At 72.9% G+C, this 16,395-nt stretch carries 14 protein-coding genes and 1 pseudogene; 6 read left to right on the forward strand and 9 right to left on the reverse strand.

Translation table 11 applies throughout. The annotated features are described in order from the left end of the window. Window positions 1–4: 4 nt before the first annotated feature. From moeZ to ABT360_RS15280, 7 genes and pseudogenes are all read right to left on the reverse strand, one after another. Window positions 5–1,183: an adenylyltransferase/sulfurtransferase MoeZ gene (gene moeZ / locus ABT360_RS15250; RefSeq protein ID WP_351815275.1), complete on the reverse strand. Its 1,179-nt coding sequence runs from the start codon at window positions 1,181–1,183 to the stop codon at window positions 5–7. Window positions 1,184–1,244: 61 nt separating this feature from the next. Beyond that, window positions 1,245–2,033 (reverse strand): spherulation-specific family 4 protein, encoded by a 789-nt coding sequence (locus ABT360_RS15255; RefSeq protein WP_351815278.1) that lies wholly within the window; start codon window positions 2,031–2,033, stop codon window positions 1,245–1,247. Then, window positions 2,021–3,010, reverse strand: coding sequence for an NAD-dependent epimerase/dehydratase family protein (locus ABT360_RS15260; RefSeq protein WP_351815281.1), 990 nt, complete (start codon window positions 3,008–3,010; stop codon window positions 2,021–2,023). The genes ABT360_RS15255 and ABT360_RS15260 overlap by 13 nt, the downstream gene beginning before the upstream one ends. Window positions 3,011–3,121: 111 nt before the next feature. Beyond that, window positions 3,122–4,279, reverse strand: a complete 1,158-nt coding sequence (locus ABT360_RS15265) for a hypothetical protein (RefSeq protein ID WP_444852247.1) — start codon at window positions 4,277–4,279, stop codon at window positions 3,122–3,124. Between the two features lie 547 nt (window positions 4,280–4,826). After that, window positions 4,827–6,512: pseudogene (locus tag ABT360_RS15270) on the reverse strand (DUF3492 domain-containing protein); the annotation flags it as partial. A gap of 184 nt (window positions 6,513–6,696) precedes the next feature. Further along, window positions 6,697–7,959 carry a DUF3152 domain-containing protein gene (locus ABT360_RS15275; RefSeq protein WP_444852248.1) on the reverse strand — a complete coding sequence of 421 codons (1,263 nt, stop codon included), beginning with the start codon at window positions 7,957–7,959 and terminating at the stop codon, window positions 6,697–6,699. Window positions 7,960–7,968: 9 nt separating this feature from the next. After that, window positions 7,969–8,940, reverse strand: coding sequence for an alpha/beta fold hydrolase (locus ABT360_RS15280; RefSeq protein ID WP_351815291.1), 972 nt, complete (start codon window positions 8,938–8,940; stop codon window positions 7,969–7,971). Window positions 8,941–9,095: 155 nt separating this feature from the next. Here ABT360_RS15280 and ABT360_RS15285 point away from each other — a divergent pair, with 155 nt between their 5' ends. From ABT360_RS15285 to ABT360_RS15300, 4 genes are all read left to right on the forward strand, one after another. After that, window positions 9,096–9,323 carry a hypothetical protein gene (locus ABT360_RS15285; RefSeq protein WP_351815294.1) on the forward strand — a complete coding sequence of 76 codons (228 nt, stop codon included), beginning with the start codon at window positions 9,096–9,098 and terminating at the stop codon, window positions 9,321–9,323. 155 nt (window positions 9,324–9,478) lie between these two features. After that, entirely contained in the window at window positions 9,479–10,120 is a 642-nt protein-coding gene (locus tag ABT360_RS15290) for a TetR/AcrR family transcriptional regulator (protein ID WP_351815297.1), read from the forward strand. Window positions 10,121–10,205: 85 nt separating this feature from the next. After that, window positions 10,206–10,433 (forward strand): DUF3107 domain-containing protein, encoded by a 228-nt coding sequence (locus tag ABT360_RS15295; protein WP_351815300.1) that lies wholly within the window; start codon window positions 10,206–10,208, stop codon window positions 10,431–10,433. 157 nt (window positions 10,434–10,590) lie between these two features. Beyond that, the gene (locus ABT360_RS15300) at window positions 10,591–10,857 is read left to right on the forward strand and encodes a hypothetical protein (RefSeq protein ID WP_351815303.1); all 267 of its coding nucleotides are present in this window, start codon (window positions 10,591–10,593) and stop codon (window positions 10,855–10,857) included. Window positions 10,858–11,190: 333 nt separating this feature from the next. Here ABT360_RS15300 and ABT360_RS15305 read toward each other — a convergent pair whose 3' ends face one another. Beyond that, on the reverse strand, window positions 11,191–11,934 hold the full coding sequence (locus ABT360_RS15305; protein ID WP_351815306.1) for a ferritin-like fold-containing protein: 744 nt from the start codon (window positions 11,932–11,934) through the stop codon (window positions 11,191–11,193). A 481-nt stretch (window positions 11,935–12,415) separates the two neighbouring features. On the opposite strand from ABT360_RS15305, the gene ABT360_RS15310 reads away from it, so the two are divergent. Both ABT360_RS15310 and ABT360_RS15315 read left to right on the forward strand, forming a co-directional pair. Beyond that, window positions 12,416–14,449, forward strand: a complete 2,034-nt coding sequence (locus ABT360_RS15310; protein ID WP_351815309.1) for a DEAD/DEAH box helicase — start codon at window positions 12,416–12,418, stop codon at window positions 14,447–14,449. Between the two features lie 95 nt (window positions 14,450–14,544). Continuing rightward, window positions 14,545–15,414 (forward strand): alpha/beta fold hydrolase, encoded by an 870-nt coding sequence (locus tag ABT360_RS15315; protein ID WP_351815312.1) that lies wholly within the window; start codon window positions 14,545–14,547, stop codon window positions 15,412–15,414. Here the strand turns inward: ABT360_RS15315 and ABT360_RS15320 are convergent. Further along, a complete protein-coding gene (locus ABT360_RS15320) occupies window positions 15,399–16,310 on the reverse strand; it encodes an NYN domain-containing protein (RefSeq protein ID WP_351815315.1) in 912 nt (303 codons plus the stop codon). The genes ABT360_RS15315 and ABT360_RS15320 overlap by 16 nt on opposite strands. Window positions 16,311–16,395: the final 85 nt, after the last annotated feature.

A 16,395-nucleotide genomic window follows, 5' to 3' on the forward strand; every position in this document is an offset into this window, starting at 1 on the left:
TGGTCTAGTAGACCGGCTTCTCCGGCTCGATCTGGTTGACCCAGCCGATGACGCCGCCACCGACGTGCACCGCGTCCGCGAAGCCCGCGGACTTCAGCACGGCGAGGACTTCCGCACTGCGGACACCCGTCTTGCAATGCAAGACGATCTTCTTGTCCTGCGGAAGGTCCTGGAGGGCGTTGCCCATCAGGAACTCGTTCTTCGGGATCAGGCGGGCGCCGGGGATCGAGACGATCTCGTACTCGTTCTGCTCCCGGACGTCGATGATGTCGATCTTCTCGCCACCGTCGATCCACTCCTTGAGCTGCTTGGGAGTGATCGTCGAGCCGAGCGCCGCCTCCTGCGCCTCCTCGGACACGACGCCGCAGAAGGCCTCGTAGTCGATGAGCTCGGTGACGGTCGGGTTCTCGCCGCAGACCGCGCAGTCGGGGTCCTTGCGGACCTTGACCTGGCGGTACTGCATCTCCAGGGCGTCGTAGATCATCAGGCGGCCGACCAGCGGGTCGCCCACACCGGCCAGGACCTTGATCGCCTCGGTGACCTGGATGGAACCGATGGACGCGCACAGCACGCCCAGCACTCCGCCCTCGGCGCAGGAGGGGACCATGCCCGGCGGCGGGGGCTCCGGGTACAGGCAGCGGTAGCAGGGGCCGTACTCGGACCAGAAGACGGAGGCCTGGCCGTCGAAGCGGTAGATCGAACCCCATACGTACGGCTTGTTCAGCAGCACGCACGCGTCGTTGACCAGGTAACGCGTGGCGAAGTTGTCCGTGCCGTCGACGATCAGGTCGTACTGGCTGAAGATCTCCATCACGTTCTCGGCCTCGAGCCGCTCTTCGTGGAGGATCACGTTCACGTACGGGTTGATGCCGAGCACGCTGTCACGCGCGGACTCGGCCTTGGAGCGGCCGATGTCGGACTGGCTGTGGATGATCTGGCGCTGGAGGTTCGACTCGTCGACCTCGTCGAACTCCACGATGCCGAGCGTGCCCACGCCCGCCGCGGCCAGGTACATCAGGGCCGGCGAGCCCAGGCCGCCGGCGCCCACACAGAGCACCTTGGCGTTCTTGAGCCGCTTCTGCCCGTCCATCCCGACGTCGGGGATGATCAGGTGGCGGGAGTACCGGCGGACCTCGTCTACGGTGAGCTCGGCAGCCGGCTCGACCAGGGGTGGCAGCGACACGGGGACTCCGTTGGTCGGTAGTCAGTACGGTTGTTCTCCCGTAACACTGCCACGGCCCTCCTCATTCCGAGACACCCGGTCCGATCTGCGAGACGATTTCGTCCCAGTAGCCGGGCAGCGCCGCGAATGGGTTGGTTTGTCCGATGCGGTCTCCCTCGGGGCTCCCGGTGCGGTCTCCCGTGCGATCGGTGAAGAAGATCGTCCCGGCTCCCTGCCAGCGGGCGATGCGCATCGCCTCGTCGAGATGGGTGCGCGGCACCCCGTGGACGAGGTGGACGAACCGCTCCGGAGGATGGTCGGCGGTCCACTCCGCCACCTGTGACCAGCGGTATTCCGCCCACGGTCCGGAGAACGTCACCAGTTGGTCGGCGATCTCCGCGTACCGGTGGTGCGGGTGGGAACCGTGGCCCAGCACCAGGTGGCCGCCGTCGGCGTGCTCCAGGATCACCTCCAGCGTGGCCGTGGTGCGCCGTACGGCGGGCAGGTCCGCCCGGTCCGTGGGACAGCGGTCCAGCAGATAGCCGTCCACCTTGTACCAGTCGAGGAACCGGTGCGCGTCGGAGACGATCTCGCCGAACGGGCGGGAGCCGTGGCACAGGTCGAGATGGCCCAGCACCCGCACCCCCGCGTTGCGCAGCTTCCCGGCCGCCTCCAGGCAGTGGGGGTCGGGCCGGGCCCCCGGGCCGTCCGCCACATTGAGGACGGCCCAGTGCAGGGGCGTACCGGGGCGGGTCAGCTCCGCCCACTCGACGGGGGCGAGCAGGGGGTGGGCGTAGCCGGGGACGCCGAACCCGAGCCGTTCGGCGCCGGTCGCGGAGAGCCCCGTGTCCATGCTGGTCAGATGCGGCACGCCGCCTCCATCCAGATGTCGGCCAGGGACTCCTCCAGGTTGATACGGGGCCGCCAGCCGAGCCGGTCGCGCGCGGTGCGCACATCGGCCTGCTGCCAGCCGCCGCAGCCGTCGGGGTACGGGTGGACCGACGCGGGGGCCAGGTGGTCCGGACCGCTCTCACCGCGCTGGGCGCCGATGGACGCCATGGCCCCCATCGACGACAGGGCCGGCCTGACCGGGGGCGCATCCAGCTCGTGCAGGGAACCCGCGTACCCGGCGACCCTGGCGAGGACGGCGGCCGCGTCCCGGAGCCGTACGGCGCGGCCGGTGCCGATGTTGACGATGCCCTGCGCCGCGGAGAGGGAGGCGGCGTGCACGGCGCGCGCCACGTCGCGTACGTCGACGAAGTCGCGCTGTACGCCGAGGCCGCCGAGTTTCAGCTCGCCGTCACCGGTCTGCATGGCGCGCCGCATGGCCTCCGCGAGCCGGCCGAGCGGTGAGCCGGCGGGGGTGCCGGGGCCGACCGGTGAGAAGACCCGCAGGACGACCGCGTCCAGGCCGGATCCGAGGACCAGCTCGGTGGCCGCGAGCTTCGACACACCGTAGGGGCCACCGGGGCGTGGCACCGCGTCCTCAGCGGTGGACGAGCCGGGCTGCGAGGGCCCGTACTCGGAGGCGCAGCCGACCTGGACCAGGCGCGCCCCGCAGCCGCTGCGGCGCAGCGCCTCGCAGACCGTGGCGACGGCGACGGTGTTGTGCCGGGTCAGCTCGCGTGCGCCACCCCGGGTGGTCCCGGCGCAGTTGATCACGACACCGGGGTGGACCGCGTCCAGGAACCGGGTGAGCGCGCCGGGGCTGCCGCCCGCGAGGTCGAAGCGTACGTCGGCGTCGTCGCCGCGCCCGAGGGCGGTCAGGTGGACGGCCGGGTCCGCGAGCAGCCGGTCGGCGACGAAACGGCCGATGAATCCATTGGCACCGAGCAGCAGCACCCTCATCGCGCGCCCCCTTCGCGCCGAGTGGCCGTTGCGGGGGTTTGGGGGGTCATGGTCGTTGTCTCCTTGGGGGTGTGTGACGGTGAGAGGGGTGTACGCGGGTACCGACCGGTTTCAGCCGGCGGTGGTGCCCGCATGGGCGGAGGCCCGGGCGAGTACGGCGGTGGCGTACGCCAGCAGGGCGAGCGCGGCCGCGCCGCACGCGAGCACGGGAACGGCCGAGGAGCCCCAGGTGGCGGTGACCGCCTCGACGGGGCGGGCGAGCCAGTCGCAGCCGGGGACGCGGCCGGCGAGCACGGACGCGAGGGCGAGGGCCTCCGCGGCGCATGCGGCGAGGAGGCCGGCGGCGGCCCCGGGGAAGCCGTGGCCGGTGAGCAGCCGGGCGGCGAACAGGAGGGTGCCGAGAGCGACGGCGCCCCCGCTGAGGGAGCCGTGGCCGAGGACGGTGCCCACCAGCGCGACCAGTCCGGTCAGGGCGGCCGTGTGGAGCGCGACGACGCCGAGGAGCAGGGGGCGGGTCCCGGCGGCGAAGTCCGCCAGGCCGCGGCTGCCGGCGAGTCCGCGCCGCGCCCGCACCGCGAAGAGCCGGGCGCACCAGGTCGCCGGGGCCGCGGCGAGGGCGATGCCCAGGAGCGGCGGGGCGTCCACCGGCCAGGCTCCGTCGGGGCCGCCGGCCAGGAGCTGGGCCAGGAGTCCGTCGCCGAACAGGACGTACAGGAGCAGGAACGCGGTCCACGCGCGCGTGCCCGGTGCGCCGGGGCCGGTGGTGAGTGCCACGGCGAGCCCTGCGGCGCCCACGACGCCGACGGCGGCCCGCAGCGGCCCGTCGGTCGCGGTGAGGCCCGCGAAGGTGAGCACGCCCACGACGCCGGGCAGCAGGGCCAGGAGGGCGGCCCGCACGCTCCTCGAGGCGCCGGTGCCGGGTGCGCGGGCGGGGGAGCGGCGCCGGGTGTCGTCGTCGCCGCGCGGCACGCGCGCGTACAGCTCCTCGGCGAGCGAGAACACGTCCCGGTGCCGGAACCGGGCGGCGGTCCGGTCGGTGACCCCATGGGCCTCCAGCCCGGCGGCGATCTCCAACGGGTCGACCGCCCGCTCGCACAGCTCCCGGTGCCGGTGCAGCAACGCCTTGACCGGATCGGCGGGCCTCCGCCGGGTGACGCCCGCGCGGGCGACCCCCGCGACGCCGCCGCCCGCCGGACCGCCCGCCGGACCGTGACCGACCACCTCGGACGCGCCGTGCTCGTCATGGCCCCCGAGTGCGGGCTCCGACAACAGGGCCTCCGCGTGGCTGCGCCAACGGGCAGTCGCCCCGTCAGCCGGGCGGACGCCCTGGCCGTGCCCGGCCGGGGTGCGTGTGCCTCCGTCAGACATGGCCATCGGCCCTCCCCACGACCGGGAACGAGGCGGCGACCGGGAAGGAGGCCACGACCGGCCCCGAGACCGCCTCCGCCCCCCGACCCGAGCCCCCGGCCGGCACCCGGCCGGAGACCGGGCCCGAAACTCCGGCCGGTACACGGCCGGAGTCGGGTACGCAGTGCGCGAGCGGACCGGAGCCCGGTACACCGTGCGCCGGCGGACCGGAGCCCGCGCTCGAAATCACACCCGCGCCCGCGTCCGAGATCGAGACCGGATCCGGCACTCGACGCACATCCCGGCCCGAGGCCGAGACCCGGTCCATGGCCTCGTCCGAGCCCTGGGCCCGTCCCGGAATCCCGCCCGGCACCCGGTCCGTGACCGCGGCCTGCCCCGAACCCGCGCACCGGAACGTGCCCGGCGCCGGGGTTCCGTGCGTGGACGGGCCCACCCTCACCGGGTGTTCCGCCGTGGCCCATGCCGGGGTGGCCGCGGCTCCTGGGGCGCGGCCGGTCCAGTGGCCGGGTACGTACGCCTCCGCCGGGTGTGCGAAGGGCAGGGGTTCGCCGTCCGCGCCGACGGTTTCCGCGTCGCGCCGGACGGGCGCGCGGGAGATGAGCTCCAGGTAAATGCCGTGAAATGCCGCGATGTTCTGCTCCACCGTGAACAGTTCGAGCGCACGGGCGCGCGCGGCGGCGCCCAGTCGTTCGCGCCGCGCCCGGTCGCGCAACAGCGCCAGGCACGCGTCGGCGAGCGCCCGCGGGTTGCGCGGGGGCACGACCAGTCCCGTGCCCCCGATGACCTCGACGACCGCGCCGACGTCGGTCGAGACGGTGGCACGACCGCACAGCATGGCCTCGACGAGGCTGACCGGGAAGCCCTCGACCACGCTGGAGAGGACGACCACGCCGGCCGCGGCGTACGCGTCGGTGACGTCGGGCGCGTACGGGCCGCCGAGGTCCTCGAAGGAGACGGGGTTGTCGCCCACGGCGTGCGCGTCGGCCGCCTCGTCGGGGAAGAGCTGCGCGGCCAGGGCCTCGCAGTGCGCGCGGTACGTGGCGGACTCGGCGTCGCGGACGGGCGCGGAAACGATCCTGAGCCGGGCTCGCGGCTCTTCCCTCCGCACCTCCGCGAAGGCGTGCAGCAGGCCGACGAGGTCCTTCGCGGGCTCGATGCGCCCGACCCACACCAGGGTGTGCGGATCGCCGCTGTCGTCGCCCTCGCCGACCGCCGCGAACCGCTCGGCCTCCATGCCCGGGTAGACGGTGCGCAGTTTGGCCCGGTCGGCACCGCACTTCTCCTGCCACCGGCGGGCATGGGTGTTGCCCGGCGTGATCACGGCCGCCTGCTGGTACACCTCGGCGGCCAGGCACCCGTGGAAGGCGGCGAGCAGGGCGCGGACGGGAGCGCTCAGCGGCGCGTCGGCGACCGCGAGGTAGTGCGCGCGCAGTTGTACGCCGTACTCCGTGACCAGCAGCGGCACCCCGAAGAAGCGTTTGGCCAGCAGTCCGGGCAGGGCGGCGGTCCCCCCGGAGGCCGCATGGCACAGGTCGACCGCGCCCAGGCTCTCCTCGCCGTACCAGTCGAGGGACAGGGGCCGCAGGGCGCGCTCCAGCTGGTCGGCGAAGGCGAGGTGGTCGGGGACGGTGGCACCGTGCGCGCCCCGGCGTACGCCACCGGCGCGGCAGGCGGACTCCAGGGCGCGGACGGCGGCTTCCGAGCGGAGGGCGGCGGAGAGGCCTCCGTATTCGCGGCCGAGCTCGGCGAGCCCGTACAGCCCTTCGGCGAAGCCGGTGCGGGCGTCCGACGTCCCGCAGACCGCGGCCGCGAGCTCCGCGAAGCAGGTGGCGAAGCGCCGGCGCTCCCGCCTGCCGTACGCGCGCCCGGCGCGCCCCGCACGCCCGCCATGACCGGCGCGCCCGCCACGCACGCCCGGCCGGTCGTCCTCGGGGCCCCACAGCGGAGCCGTGCGCACGCGCTGCACCTGGGGCGGGAGCGGGACCCAGCCGGCGTCCTCCTGCCGGGCGCTGCGGCTCAGCGCGTAGATGTGGAATTCGTGCTGCGCGAGCCCGCGCACGAGCCGGTCGCACCAGACCCTGGACTCACCCGTCGTATACGGGTATCCACCGTCGGTGAGCAGTCCGATCCGCACGAGTACACCCCCGATCTCCCTTGTGTGCGGCCACCGTTGGTCCGGCGGCTCACAGCGGGAAGAACGTAAGCGGATATGCCGGTGGCGTGATGGACGGTTGTCCGTTGCGCCACCGGAAGGGGTGAATGCTCGTAACTTTCCGGCACCCGTCGCGTTTCGACGCGCTAGAGGCGGATTCGCCCGCTCAGCCGTTGGGGAAGGCCCAGGGGTTGGGGCGGCACTTGATGCCCTCGATCTCCAGCGACTTGGTCTGCTGCTGCATCACCGGAGCGAGGGCGCCCGGCGTACGGCAGTTCACGTGGTTGTGCCCCAGCCGGTGCCCGACCTCGTGGTTGATCAGCATCTGCCGGTACGGGAGCATCGCCGCGACCCCGTACGTCTCCGAACCCTGTGCCCACCGGTACGCGTTGATCATCACGCGCTCGGTGGCGGCGGAGTCGCACGAGACGTTGTCGACGGTGGTGTCCAGCCCGGACTTGGCGCACCAGACCCCGGTGGTCACCGGGCTCGCCAGGGTGACCACGAACTCGGCCTCGCCGCTGGAGACGCGCTCGAAGGTCATGGCACCGTTGTGCGCCCAGCTGCGGTCGTCGTTGAGGGTCTCCTGGACCGCCCGCGCGAACAGCGTCGGGTCGAGCCCGAGCCCCTTCTCGACGTCGATCCGGTAGCGCACCTTCTGTCCCTTGCCGGGTGCCCTGTCGGTGCCCGGTACGACTTCGAACTCACCGGAGCCCGTCAGCTTGGGGTCGAGCGGGAACCGCTTGGTCATCGCTTGCGCGTACGTCGCCGGGGCGGCCCGCCGCGCGGGCGGCGGCGGGGCGGCGCGCTCGTCGGACCGGCCGGACCGGGCGTCGCCGTCGTCGGGGGCCTCGCGGCCGGCGCTCTCGCCCGGCGGGCGCGAGGCGGAGGTGTCCGGACCGGCACCGGTGACCTGACCGGCCACGACGACGGCGAGGACGGTGGTGACCGCGGCGGCCGCGATACCGGTGAACGTACGCCCCTTGCCGGCTCCGGCCGGACGGTCCGTCTTCCGGTCGCCGTCCTGGAGGCCGGGCTGCTCGGCCTCGGCCTCTTCCGGCGGAGTCGCGCGCGGGGTCCCGTCGAACGCCTCCACGAACTCGCGGCGCGGTCCCGGTATCCGGGCGCCCACGCCCACCCCGGTCGCCGGGGCGCCGGGCCGGCCCGGGCGGGTCGGTACGCCGCGCCAGTCGCCGTACCGGCCGGACTCGCCCCGGGCCCCGCCCGATTCCCGCTGCTCGGGGTGGCCGCCCCGTACGGGCTGCTGCGGCCCCGTGGGTGGCACGCTCTGGTGGTGCTGCGGCTCGGGAGGCGCCGCCGCGGAGGTCTTGCGCCGGCGTCCGGTACCGAAAGCCGCCCCCTCGCGCACCGCGCCCGTGGCCTGTTCGGAGCCCTGAGGTGCGGGGCCTTTGCGGCTATGTCGTCCCACGGCCCCGGATCAGCTCCCGTCTTCGTGGTCGGTGTGGTCGATCAGCTCCCGTACGGCCTGGGCGACCGTCTCCGGGTACTCCATCATCGCGACGTGCCCCGCGTCCGGAAGCGTCAGCAGCCGCGAGTCGCGGAAGGCGGCCGCCGCCCTGCGCGCCATCCGGAACGAGACGAGCTGGTCACGCCCCCCGTACACCAGCAGCGTCGGCGCGAGCACCCGCTCCGCCTGCCGCCACAACCCGTGCTGACCCCCCAGCGTGTACGCGTCGACGATGCCGCGCGCCGAGCGTGCCATCGCGTCCCAGAAGTACGGCAGCCGCAGGCGCCGCTCCATCTCCTCCACGGCGTTGCGGAAGCCCTCGTCGGTGACCCGGCCGGGGTCGCCGTAACAGAGCGCGAGCACGCCGCGCACCCGCTGCTCCGCCGTCCAGTCCCTGGTGAGCCGGGTGAACAGGGACGCGACCCCCGGCAGCGCGAGCAGCGCGGTGGGCCAGGCGCCGCGCTGGGCCCGGAGCTCCGGCAGCGCGGGCGAGATCAGCGTCAGCGTGCGGACGAGGTCGGGGCGGCCCGCCGCGACGCGGGTGGCGACGGCGCCGCCCAGCGAGTTCCCGATCAGATGCACCGGCCCGCGCTCGGCGGCGTCCAGCAGCCGGATGACCGCGCGGGCGTGCGCGGTCAGCGAGTAGTTGCCGTCGTGGGGCGGCGGGGAGTCGCCGAAACCGGGGAGGTCGAGCGCCTCGCCGTCGACGATGTCCTCGAGCAGCGGCATCAGGGCCGACCAGTTCTGCGAGGAACCTCCGAGCCCGTGCACGTACAGAGCGGGCGGCAGTCCGGTGCGGTCCGACGGCCGGTAGCGCACGTTCAGCGTCAGTCCGGGCAGGGTCACGGACCGCAGCCGTTCCCCCTCCGCGACCCGGACGGCGCTCACCCGTGGTCCCGCCGCGGTGGCGGCGATGGATTCCGGCAGCTCGGTCGAAGACATGCGGCAATGTTACGAGATGATCACACCGGCACCGATGTGGCGGCCGTCACAGGATCGCATAGCGCTTAAAAGGGGTACCTCCTAGGCTCGTACGTGAGGGCAGTTCGCCCAGGCCCCCGCACGCCGATGTGAACCCGCCCAGCGAAAGGGAGACCATGACCGTCGACCCGACCGACCCGGAGACCTTCGAGGCGACCGAGAACGGTGAACCGACCGCCGCACTGGACGAGGAGACCCCCGAAGCCGACGCCGCGGAGCAGCACAGGGAGCTGCAACCGCGCGCCGACGACCCGCTCACCCACGTCGATCCGGCCGTGGCGAACGAGGCGGACGCCGCCGAGCAGACCCGCGTGGTCACGCTGGACGAGGACGACTACCGCTGATTGGCACTGATTTAGCCGGTTTAATGTTGAATATCCGGCTACCCCAGGCGTCCGGTACGTGAAATTCTGCGCTCGCACCGCGCACAGCCGGTTTACCCAAAAGTACGATGGCGGGCGCGGCGCACAACACGCAAGGATCGATTTTGGGAGGCGGCGTGACAGCCATCGAGCAGACAGAGGCGGCGCGCCCGCGGGGCACGCGCCTGCCGCGCCGAGCCCGACGCAACCAGCTCCTGGGCGCCGCCCAGGAAGTGTTTGTCGCACAGGGGTACCACGCGGCCGCGATGGACGACATCGCGGAGCGCGCGGGCGTCAGCAAGCCCGTGCTCTACCAGCACTTCCCCGGGAAGCTGGAGCTGTACCTGGCACTGCTGGACCAGCACTGCGAGTCGCTGCTCCAGGCGGTGCGCACCGCGCTCGCCTCCACCACGGACAACAAGCTGCGCGTGGCGGCCACCATGGACGCCTATTTCGCGTACGTGGAGGACGAGGGCGGCGCCTTCCGTCTCGTCTTCGAGTCGGACCTGACCAACGAACCGGCGGTGCGCGAGCGCGTCGAGCGGGTCTCGTTGCAGTGCGCCGAGGCGATCTCGGACGTCATCGCCGAGGACACCGGCCTGTCCAAGGACGAGTCGATGCTGCTGGCCGTGGGCCTGGGCGGCGTTTCCCAGGTGGTCGCGCGGTACTGGCTGTCCAGCGAGTCGCCGATCCCGCGCGACAAGGCGGTGCAGCTGCTGACGTCGCTGGCCTGGCGGGGCATCGCCGGCTTCCCGCTGCACGGCTCGGAATCCCACTGATGATCGGTGTCGTCTCTCCGGGCTAATGTGTGCAGCGTACGGCGCGGCTGACCGCGCAACGCTGACCGTTCGGAGGGACATAGCCGTGGAGGTCAAGATCGGCGTGCAGCACGCGCCCCGGGAGATCGCTCTGGAGAGCGGGCAGTCCGCCGAGGAGGTGGAGCGCGCGGTCACCGAGGCGCTGGCCGGAAAGACGCAGCTGCTCAGCCTGACGGACGACAAGGGCCGCAAGGTCCTGGTGCCGACCGACCGTATCGCCTACGTGGAGATCGGCGAGCCGGCGAAGCCGCGAGTGGGCTTCGGGGCGCTCTGAGAATCGCTCTGAGAATACGGAAGTACGACGCGAAGGCCCGGCGGGGTTGCCCCGCCGGGCCTTTCACGTGCCGCATGAGGAGGATTGCGTTCCGCGTGCATCGGGTAGTACGGCCTGTGACCGTTTTGCCCGCCCCGCCGTCCGCGAGGTGATCCGCGTGTTCTGGGAAGCTTTCGGCTCCGTCGTGCTCGGATTCGCACTGTCCTGGGCTGCCGTCCACCGACTCGCCGACCGGCTTCCGTCACGCCGCGTGGTCCTCGGCGCGGGTGTGCTCGGCGCGCTCTTCGGCGCGCTGATCACCCACGCGGCGCTTGGCCCCGGCTATGCCCTGGGCACCCTGCTGGGCGCGGTCGCGGTCGCGGCGGTCGTGCTCTCGCTCCTCCTGCGCCCGGCCCGCCGCCTGCGCCGCTCGGCGGCGACCTAACCGGGCCGGCGGCACACCCCGGCCCCCCGGCGCGAGCGCTGCGGGCGGCCAAGGCACCGAGCCCCGGAAGACGGACCCGGAAGGCAGGGGCCCAAGGCGGTACCGGAAGGCGGGCCCATAGGCAGGGCCCGGAAGAGGGACCCCGAAGGCAGGGACCGGAAACCGGGACCCGGAAGACGCCCCCCATAGGCAGGGCCCGGAAGGCAAGACCGCCCACGAGCGGGACCGCCCACGCGCCTCGCGGCGCGAAGCGCCGGGCCCGGGCGTGTGGGGGCGTCAGCCCCCACGTACCACCGTCGTTCACCCCGTCAGGGGCGACGGGACAGCGTCCCGTCAGGCCGCCAGGCCAAGCGCGGCCATGCGCTTGGTGTGGGCCTTGGTGATACGGGAGAACATCTCGCCCACCGCCGCCAGGTCGAACCCGTCCGCCACGCCGCCCACGAGCATCGTCGACAGCGCGTCCCGCTCCGCCACCACCCGCTGGGCCTGCGACAGGGCCTCGCCCATCAGCCGGCGCGCCCACAGTGCGAGACGGCCGCCCACCCGCGGGTCGGCCTCGATCGCGGCGCGCACCTTCTCCACGGCGAAGTTCCCGTGCCCGGTGTCGTCCAGCACCGCCAGCACCAGCGCGCGCGTGTCGGAGTCCAGCCGGACGGCGACCTCCCGGTAGAAGTCGCTGGCGATCGAGTCGCCGACGTACGCCTTGACCAGCCCCTCCAGCCAGTCGGACGGCGCGGTCTGGCGGTGGAAGTCGTCCAGCGCCTTCGCGAACGGCTCCATCGCGGCCGTGGGCTCCGCGTCGATCGCCGACAGCCGGTCCCGCAGTCGCTCGAAGTGGTGGAACTCGGCCGACGCCATCTTCGCCAGCTCCGCCTTGTCGGCGAGCGTGGGCGCCAGCTTCGCGTCCTCGGCCAGCCGTTCGAAGGCCGCCAGCTCCCCGTACGCGAGCGCGCCGAGCAGGTCCACGACCGCGGCGCGGTACTGGGGCTCGGCGGAGGCGCCGGCCCAGTCCAGGGCGGCGATCCCGGTCGGTTCTTCGGCGGCGGCGGAAGCGGCGGCGTTGTCAGGCGTCTCCATGAAGCGCACAATAGCCCGCCCGCCGCGCGGCCGAAGGCCCTGGTCATCCACTGTGACCTCCCCCTCCTTATGAATTGGCCCAACACACCTGCGAGGATCCGGGGTACAGTGGTAATGCGCCTGCTGAGTAGTCAGTCATGTTCGTATGTACTCGGCGGGTCATCTCATGAATGAGGATGCCCGGTCGGTGGCCCGATCGGCTCCGACCCGACAGCCCTCCGTGCGCATGAGCCGCACATGAGGGGCCCCTCAGCGGTATGACGCTCGAGCGACGGCAGTGGTCCCGTGCCACCCGGCTGTGTTCGTGTCCGACTGCGGCCGGACAGTCCCGGCACGGTAAGACCCCCAGCGTTCGCCTCATGCCGCGTCTCACAGAAGAGGCAGCACCCTGACTACGACTTTCCGAGAGCTCGGGATCCTTCCCGAGACGGCCGAGGCGCTCGAAGCCGTCGGCATCACGTCCCCCTTCCCCATCCAGGAAATGACCCTCCCGGTCGCCCTCTCCGGCTCCGACGTCATCGGCCAGGCCAAGACCGGCACCGGCAAGACCCTCGGCTTCGGGCTGCCGCTGCTGGAGCGCGTCACCGTCCCCGCGGACGTCGAGGCGGGCCGGGCCAAGCCCGAGCAGCTGACCGACGCCCCGCAGGCGCTCGTGGTCGTCCCCACCCGTGAGCTGTGCACGCAGGTCACCAACGACCTGCTCACCGCCGGCAAGGTCCGTAACGTCCGCGTTCTCGCGATCTACGGCGGCCGTGCGTACGAGCCGCAGGTCGAGGCCCTGAAGAAGGGCGTCGACGTGATCGTCGGCACCCCGGGCCGCCTCCTCGACCTCGCCGGGCAGCGCAAGCTGGACCTGTCCAAGGTCAAAGCTCTCGTGCTCGACGAGGCCGACGAGATGCTCGACCTGGGCTTCCTGCCCGACGTCGAGAAGATCATCAACATGCTTCCGGCGAAGCGCCAGACCATGCTGTTCTCGGCGACCATGCCGGGCGCGGTCATCGGCCTGGCCCGCCGCTACATGTCGCAGCCGACGCACATCAGCGCCACCTCACCGGACGACGCGGGCGCGACGGTCGCGAACACCACGCAGCGCGTCTACCGCGCGCACTCCATGGACAAGCCCGAGCTGGTCTCGCGCATCCTCCAGGCCAACGGCCGCGGACTCGCGATGATCTTCTGCCGTACGAAGCGCACGGCGGCCGACATCGCCGAGCAGCTGGAGCGGCGCGGCTTCGCCTCCGGCGCGGTCCACGGCGACCTCGGCCAGGGCGCCCGTGAGCAGGCGCTGCGCGCGTTCCGCAACGGCAAGGTGGACGTCCTCGTCTGCACCGACGTCGCGGCGCGCGGCATCGACGTCGAGGGCGTCACGCACGTCATCAACTACCAGACGCCCGAGGACGAGAAGACCTTCCTCCACCGCGTGGGCCGCACCGGCCGCGCAGGCAAGAAGGGCATCGCCGTCACGCTGGTCGACTGGGACGACATCCCGCGCTGGCAGCTGATCAACAAGGCGCTGGGCCTGGACTTCCACGACCCGGTCGAGACGTATTCGACGTCCCCGCACTTGTACGCGGAGATGGACATCCCGGCGGGTACGAAGGGCGTCCTGCCGCGTGCCGAGCGGACCCGTGCCGGTCTGGGCGCGGAAGAGGTCGAGGACCTCGGCGAGACGGGCGGCCGTGGGTCGCGCGGGCGGCGTCCGGAGCGTACGGAGCGTTCCGACCGTACGGAGGAGCGCCCGGAGCGTACGCGGACACCGCGTCAGCGCCGGCGCACGCGGAGCGGCGCCCCCGTGACGGGCGACGAGGCGGCGACGACCACCGAGACGGTGACTCCCGCGGCCGACGAGGCCCCGGAGCCGCGCACCCCGCGTCGGCGCCGGACCCGCACCCGCGCAGGTGCCCCGGCGGCGGAAGCCGTGGCCACCGCGCCGGTCGCCGAGGTGACCACCGAGGCCGCGGAGCCGGTAGCGGAGCCCAAGCCGCGCCGCCGCACTCGCAAGGCCGCCGAGCCGGTCACCGAGCCGGTCACCGAGCCGGTCGCCGAGGTGACCCTCGAGACCGCGGAGCCCGTAGCGGAGCCCAAGCCGCGCCGCCGGACCCGCAAGGCCGCGGAGCCGGCCGGCGAGGCCACCGAGACCGTCGAGGCGGTCGAGGCCAAGCCGCGCCGTACCCGCAAGGCAGCCCAGCCGGCCACCGAACCGGTCACCGAGACCGTCGAGGCCGAAGCCAAGCCCCGCCGCCGGACCCGCAAGGCCGCGGAGCCGGCCGGCGAGGCCACCGAGACCGTCGAGGCGGTCGAGGCCAAGCCGCGCCGTACCCGTAAGGCAGCCCAGCCGGCCACCGAACCGGTCACCGAGGCCGCCGAGCCGGTAGCGGAGTCCAAGCCCCGCCGCCGCACCCGTAAGGCCACCACGCCGGTCGCCGAGACCGTCGAGGCGGTCGAGGCGGTCGAGGCCAAGCCCCGCCGGCGTCGGACGGCGAAGGCCGCGGCAGCCGCGCAGGCCGAGAGCTGACGGCTGACCGATCCACGAGCGACGGCCCCGCCCCCTCCCAGGGAGCGGGGCCGTCGCTGTCGGCACCCGGGCCCGGGCCCCGCTAGCCTCGTCCCATGAGCCGCCCGCCCACGTTCACCCCGCCCCTCTGCGCCCGTGCCCGCACCCTCCGTACGTCCCGTGGCGACTTCGCCGTGCTGGACGCGGCGCCCGCCGACGGTACGGAGCCGAAGGGGACGGCCCTCCTGCTGCCCGGGTACACCGGGTCCAAGGAGGACTTCATCGCCATGCTCGAACCGCTCGCCGACGCGGGCTACCGCACCGTCGCCGTGGACGGTCGCGGGCAGTACGAGACCCCCGGTCCCAGCGATCAACAGGGCTACGACCAGGACGAGTTGGCGCGTGACGTACTGGCACAGGCGAAGGCCCTCGACAGCGGTCGGGTCCATCTCCTCGGCCATTCCCTCGGCGGCCAGATCGCCCGGGCGGCCGTGCTGCTCGACCCGGAGCCGTTCGTCACCCTCACCCTGATGTCGTCCGGGCCCGCCCAGGTCACGCCAGCCCAGCAGGACAAGATCAAACTGCTGAGTGACGCTCTCGCGGTGATGACCATGGGCCAGGTGTGGGACGCCATGCGCGCCCTCGACCCGCCGGAGGACGCCGACGAGGCGGGCAGTCACCGGGAGGACCTCCGCCGCCGCTGGCTGCTGCACAATCCCGCGCAGCTCCTGGCCACCGGCCGCCAACTGACCGTCGAGCCCGACCGGGTCGACGAGCTCGCCGCCGTACGCCCGCCACTGCCTGTGCACGTGATCTCGGGCATCCGGGACGACACGTGGCCGGTGCCGCTCCTCGACGCGATGGCGGACCGGTTGGGCGCCCACCGGACGCGCGTCGAGGGCGCCGAGCACTCGCCCAACACCGACCGCCCGGTGGAGACCTCGACCGCCGTGGCGCGGTTCTGGGACCGTCAGAACCGCGACTGAAGCTGCTGCCAGAAGCCGTCCCGCAGCGACCGCCGAAGCACGGCGTGCCCGCGCAGGGACCGGCTCAGCCGCCGTTCCGCCTCGACGAGAAGATCCTGGTCCACCGGACCGGGGAGGTACGGGTGGCCGGGCAGCAGCTCGGCCATCGCGTCGTGCCCCCGCTCCCCCAGCCAGGTCTCCGCGATCTGCGCGCCCAGGAAACGCACCTCGTCACGTGACGGCGGCGGTTCGCCCTCGCTCTCGTACGTCGTCACCGGACGCCGGGTGATGTAGGGGCGGCAGAAGGCGAGGTCGAAGGTGCGGGTGCTGTCGACCTCCCAGAGCAGGGGCTCGGCCTGGTTGCGGCCCTCCGCCGCCTCGATGCCCCAGAGGTGGACCCGGGCCCCGTACCCCTGGGCCGCCTCGACCGCCGAGACCAGGTCCTCGTCGCCGCCGATCAGCGCCGCGTCGCTGATGGCGCGGTGGCGGGCCAGTGACTCCAGGTCGGTGCGGATGAGGGAGTCGACGCCCTTCTGCTGGTTGTTGGCGTTGAGATTGCCCAGCCGGACCTTGACGTCGGGGAGTTCGGCGATCGCCTGCTGTTCGGGGGTGTGGATACGGCGCCGGGCGCCGTCGTACCAGTAGACGCGCAGCAGGCGGCTGTCCGCGAAGATGGTGCGGGCCTTGTCGATGAAGGCCTCGATGAGCCCTTCCGCGTCCAGGTCGAAGGAGCGCCGGTCCTCGGTGCCCGCCACAAGCAACCCGGCCGCAGCATGGACGTAACCGGCGTCGACGAAGATGGCGTGTGTCGAGGGCGTCTTGGCGACCTCGGCCAGCATGCGCTGAAGGAGCTCATTGGTGCGCTCCAGGCGGGCGCCGAGCTCGGTGAGTGCGGGGGTGTCCGGGTCATGGTTCATACGGGGCTCATTGTCCGGCTCCGCGACCGTGCCCGCCACCAGCCACCCGCGATTACTTAGACGCTCAAAAAATTTCTTTAGCGTA

The organism is Streptomyces sp. NPDC000229 (assembly GCF_040300825.1).
Lineage (GTDB): Bacteria > Actinomycetota > Actinomycetes > Streptomycetales > Streptomycetaceae > Streptomyces.

Coding starts and splice junctions, on each gene's coding strand:
- ABT360_RS15280 (WP_351815291.1), bottom strand. CDS start 8,940: ATGTCTTCGACCGAGCTGCCGGAATCCATCGCCGCCACCGCGGCGGGA.
- ABT360_RS15305 (WP_351815306.1), bottom strand. CDS start 11,934: ATGGAGACGCCTGACAACGCCGCCGCTTCCGCCGCCGCCGAAGAACCG.
- ABT360_RS15260 (WP_351815281.1), bottom strand. CDS start 3,010: ATGAGGGTGCTGCTGCTCGGTGCCAATGGATTCATCGGCCGTTTCGTC.
- ABT360_RS15285 (WP_351815294.1), top strand. CDS start 9,096: ATGACCGTCGACCCGACCGACCCGGAGACCTTCGAGGCGACCGAGAAC.
- ABT360_RS15315 (WP_351815312.1), top strand. CDS start 14,545: ATGAGCCGCCCGCCCACGTTCACCCCGCCCCTCTGCGCCCGTGCCCGC.
- ABT360_RS15320 (WP_351815315.1), bottom strand. CDS start 16,310: ATGAACCATGACCCGGACACCCCCGCACTCACCGAGCTCGGCGCCCGC.
- ABT360_RS15310 (WP_351815309.1), top strand. CDS start 12,416: ATGACCCTCCCGGTCGCCCTCTCCGGCTCCGACGTCATCGGCCAGGCC.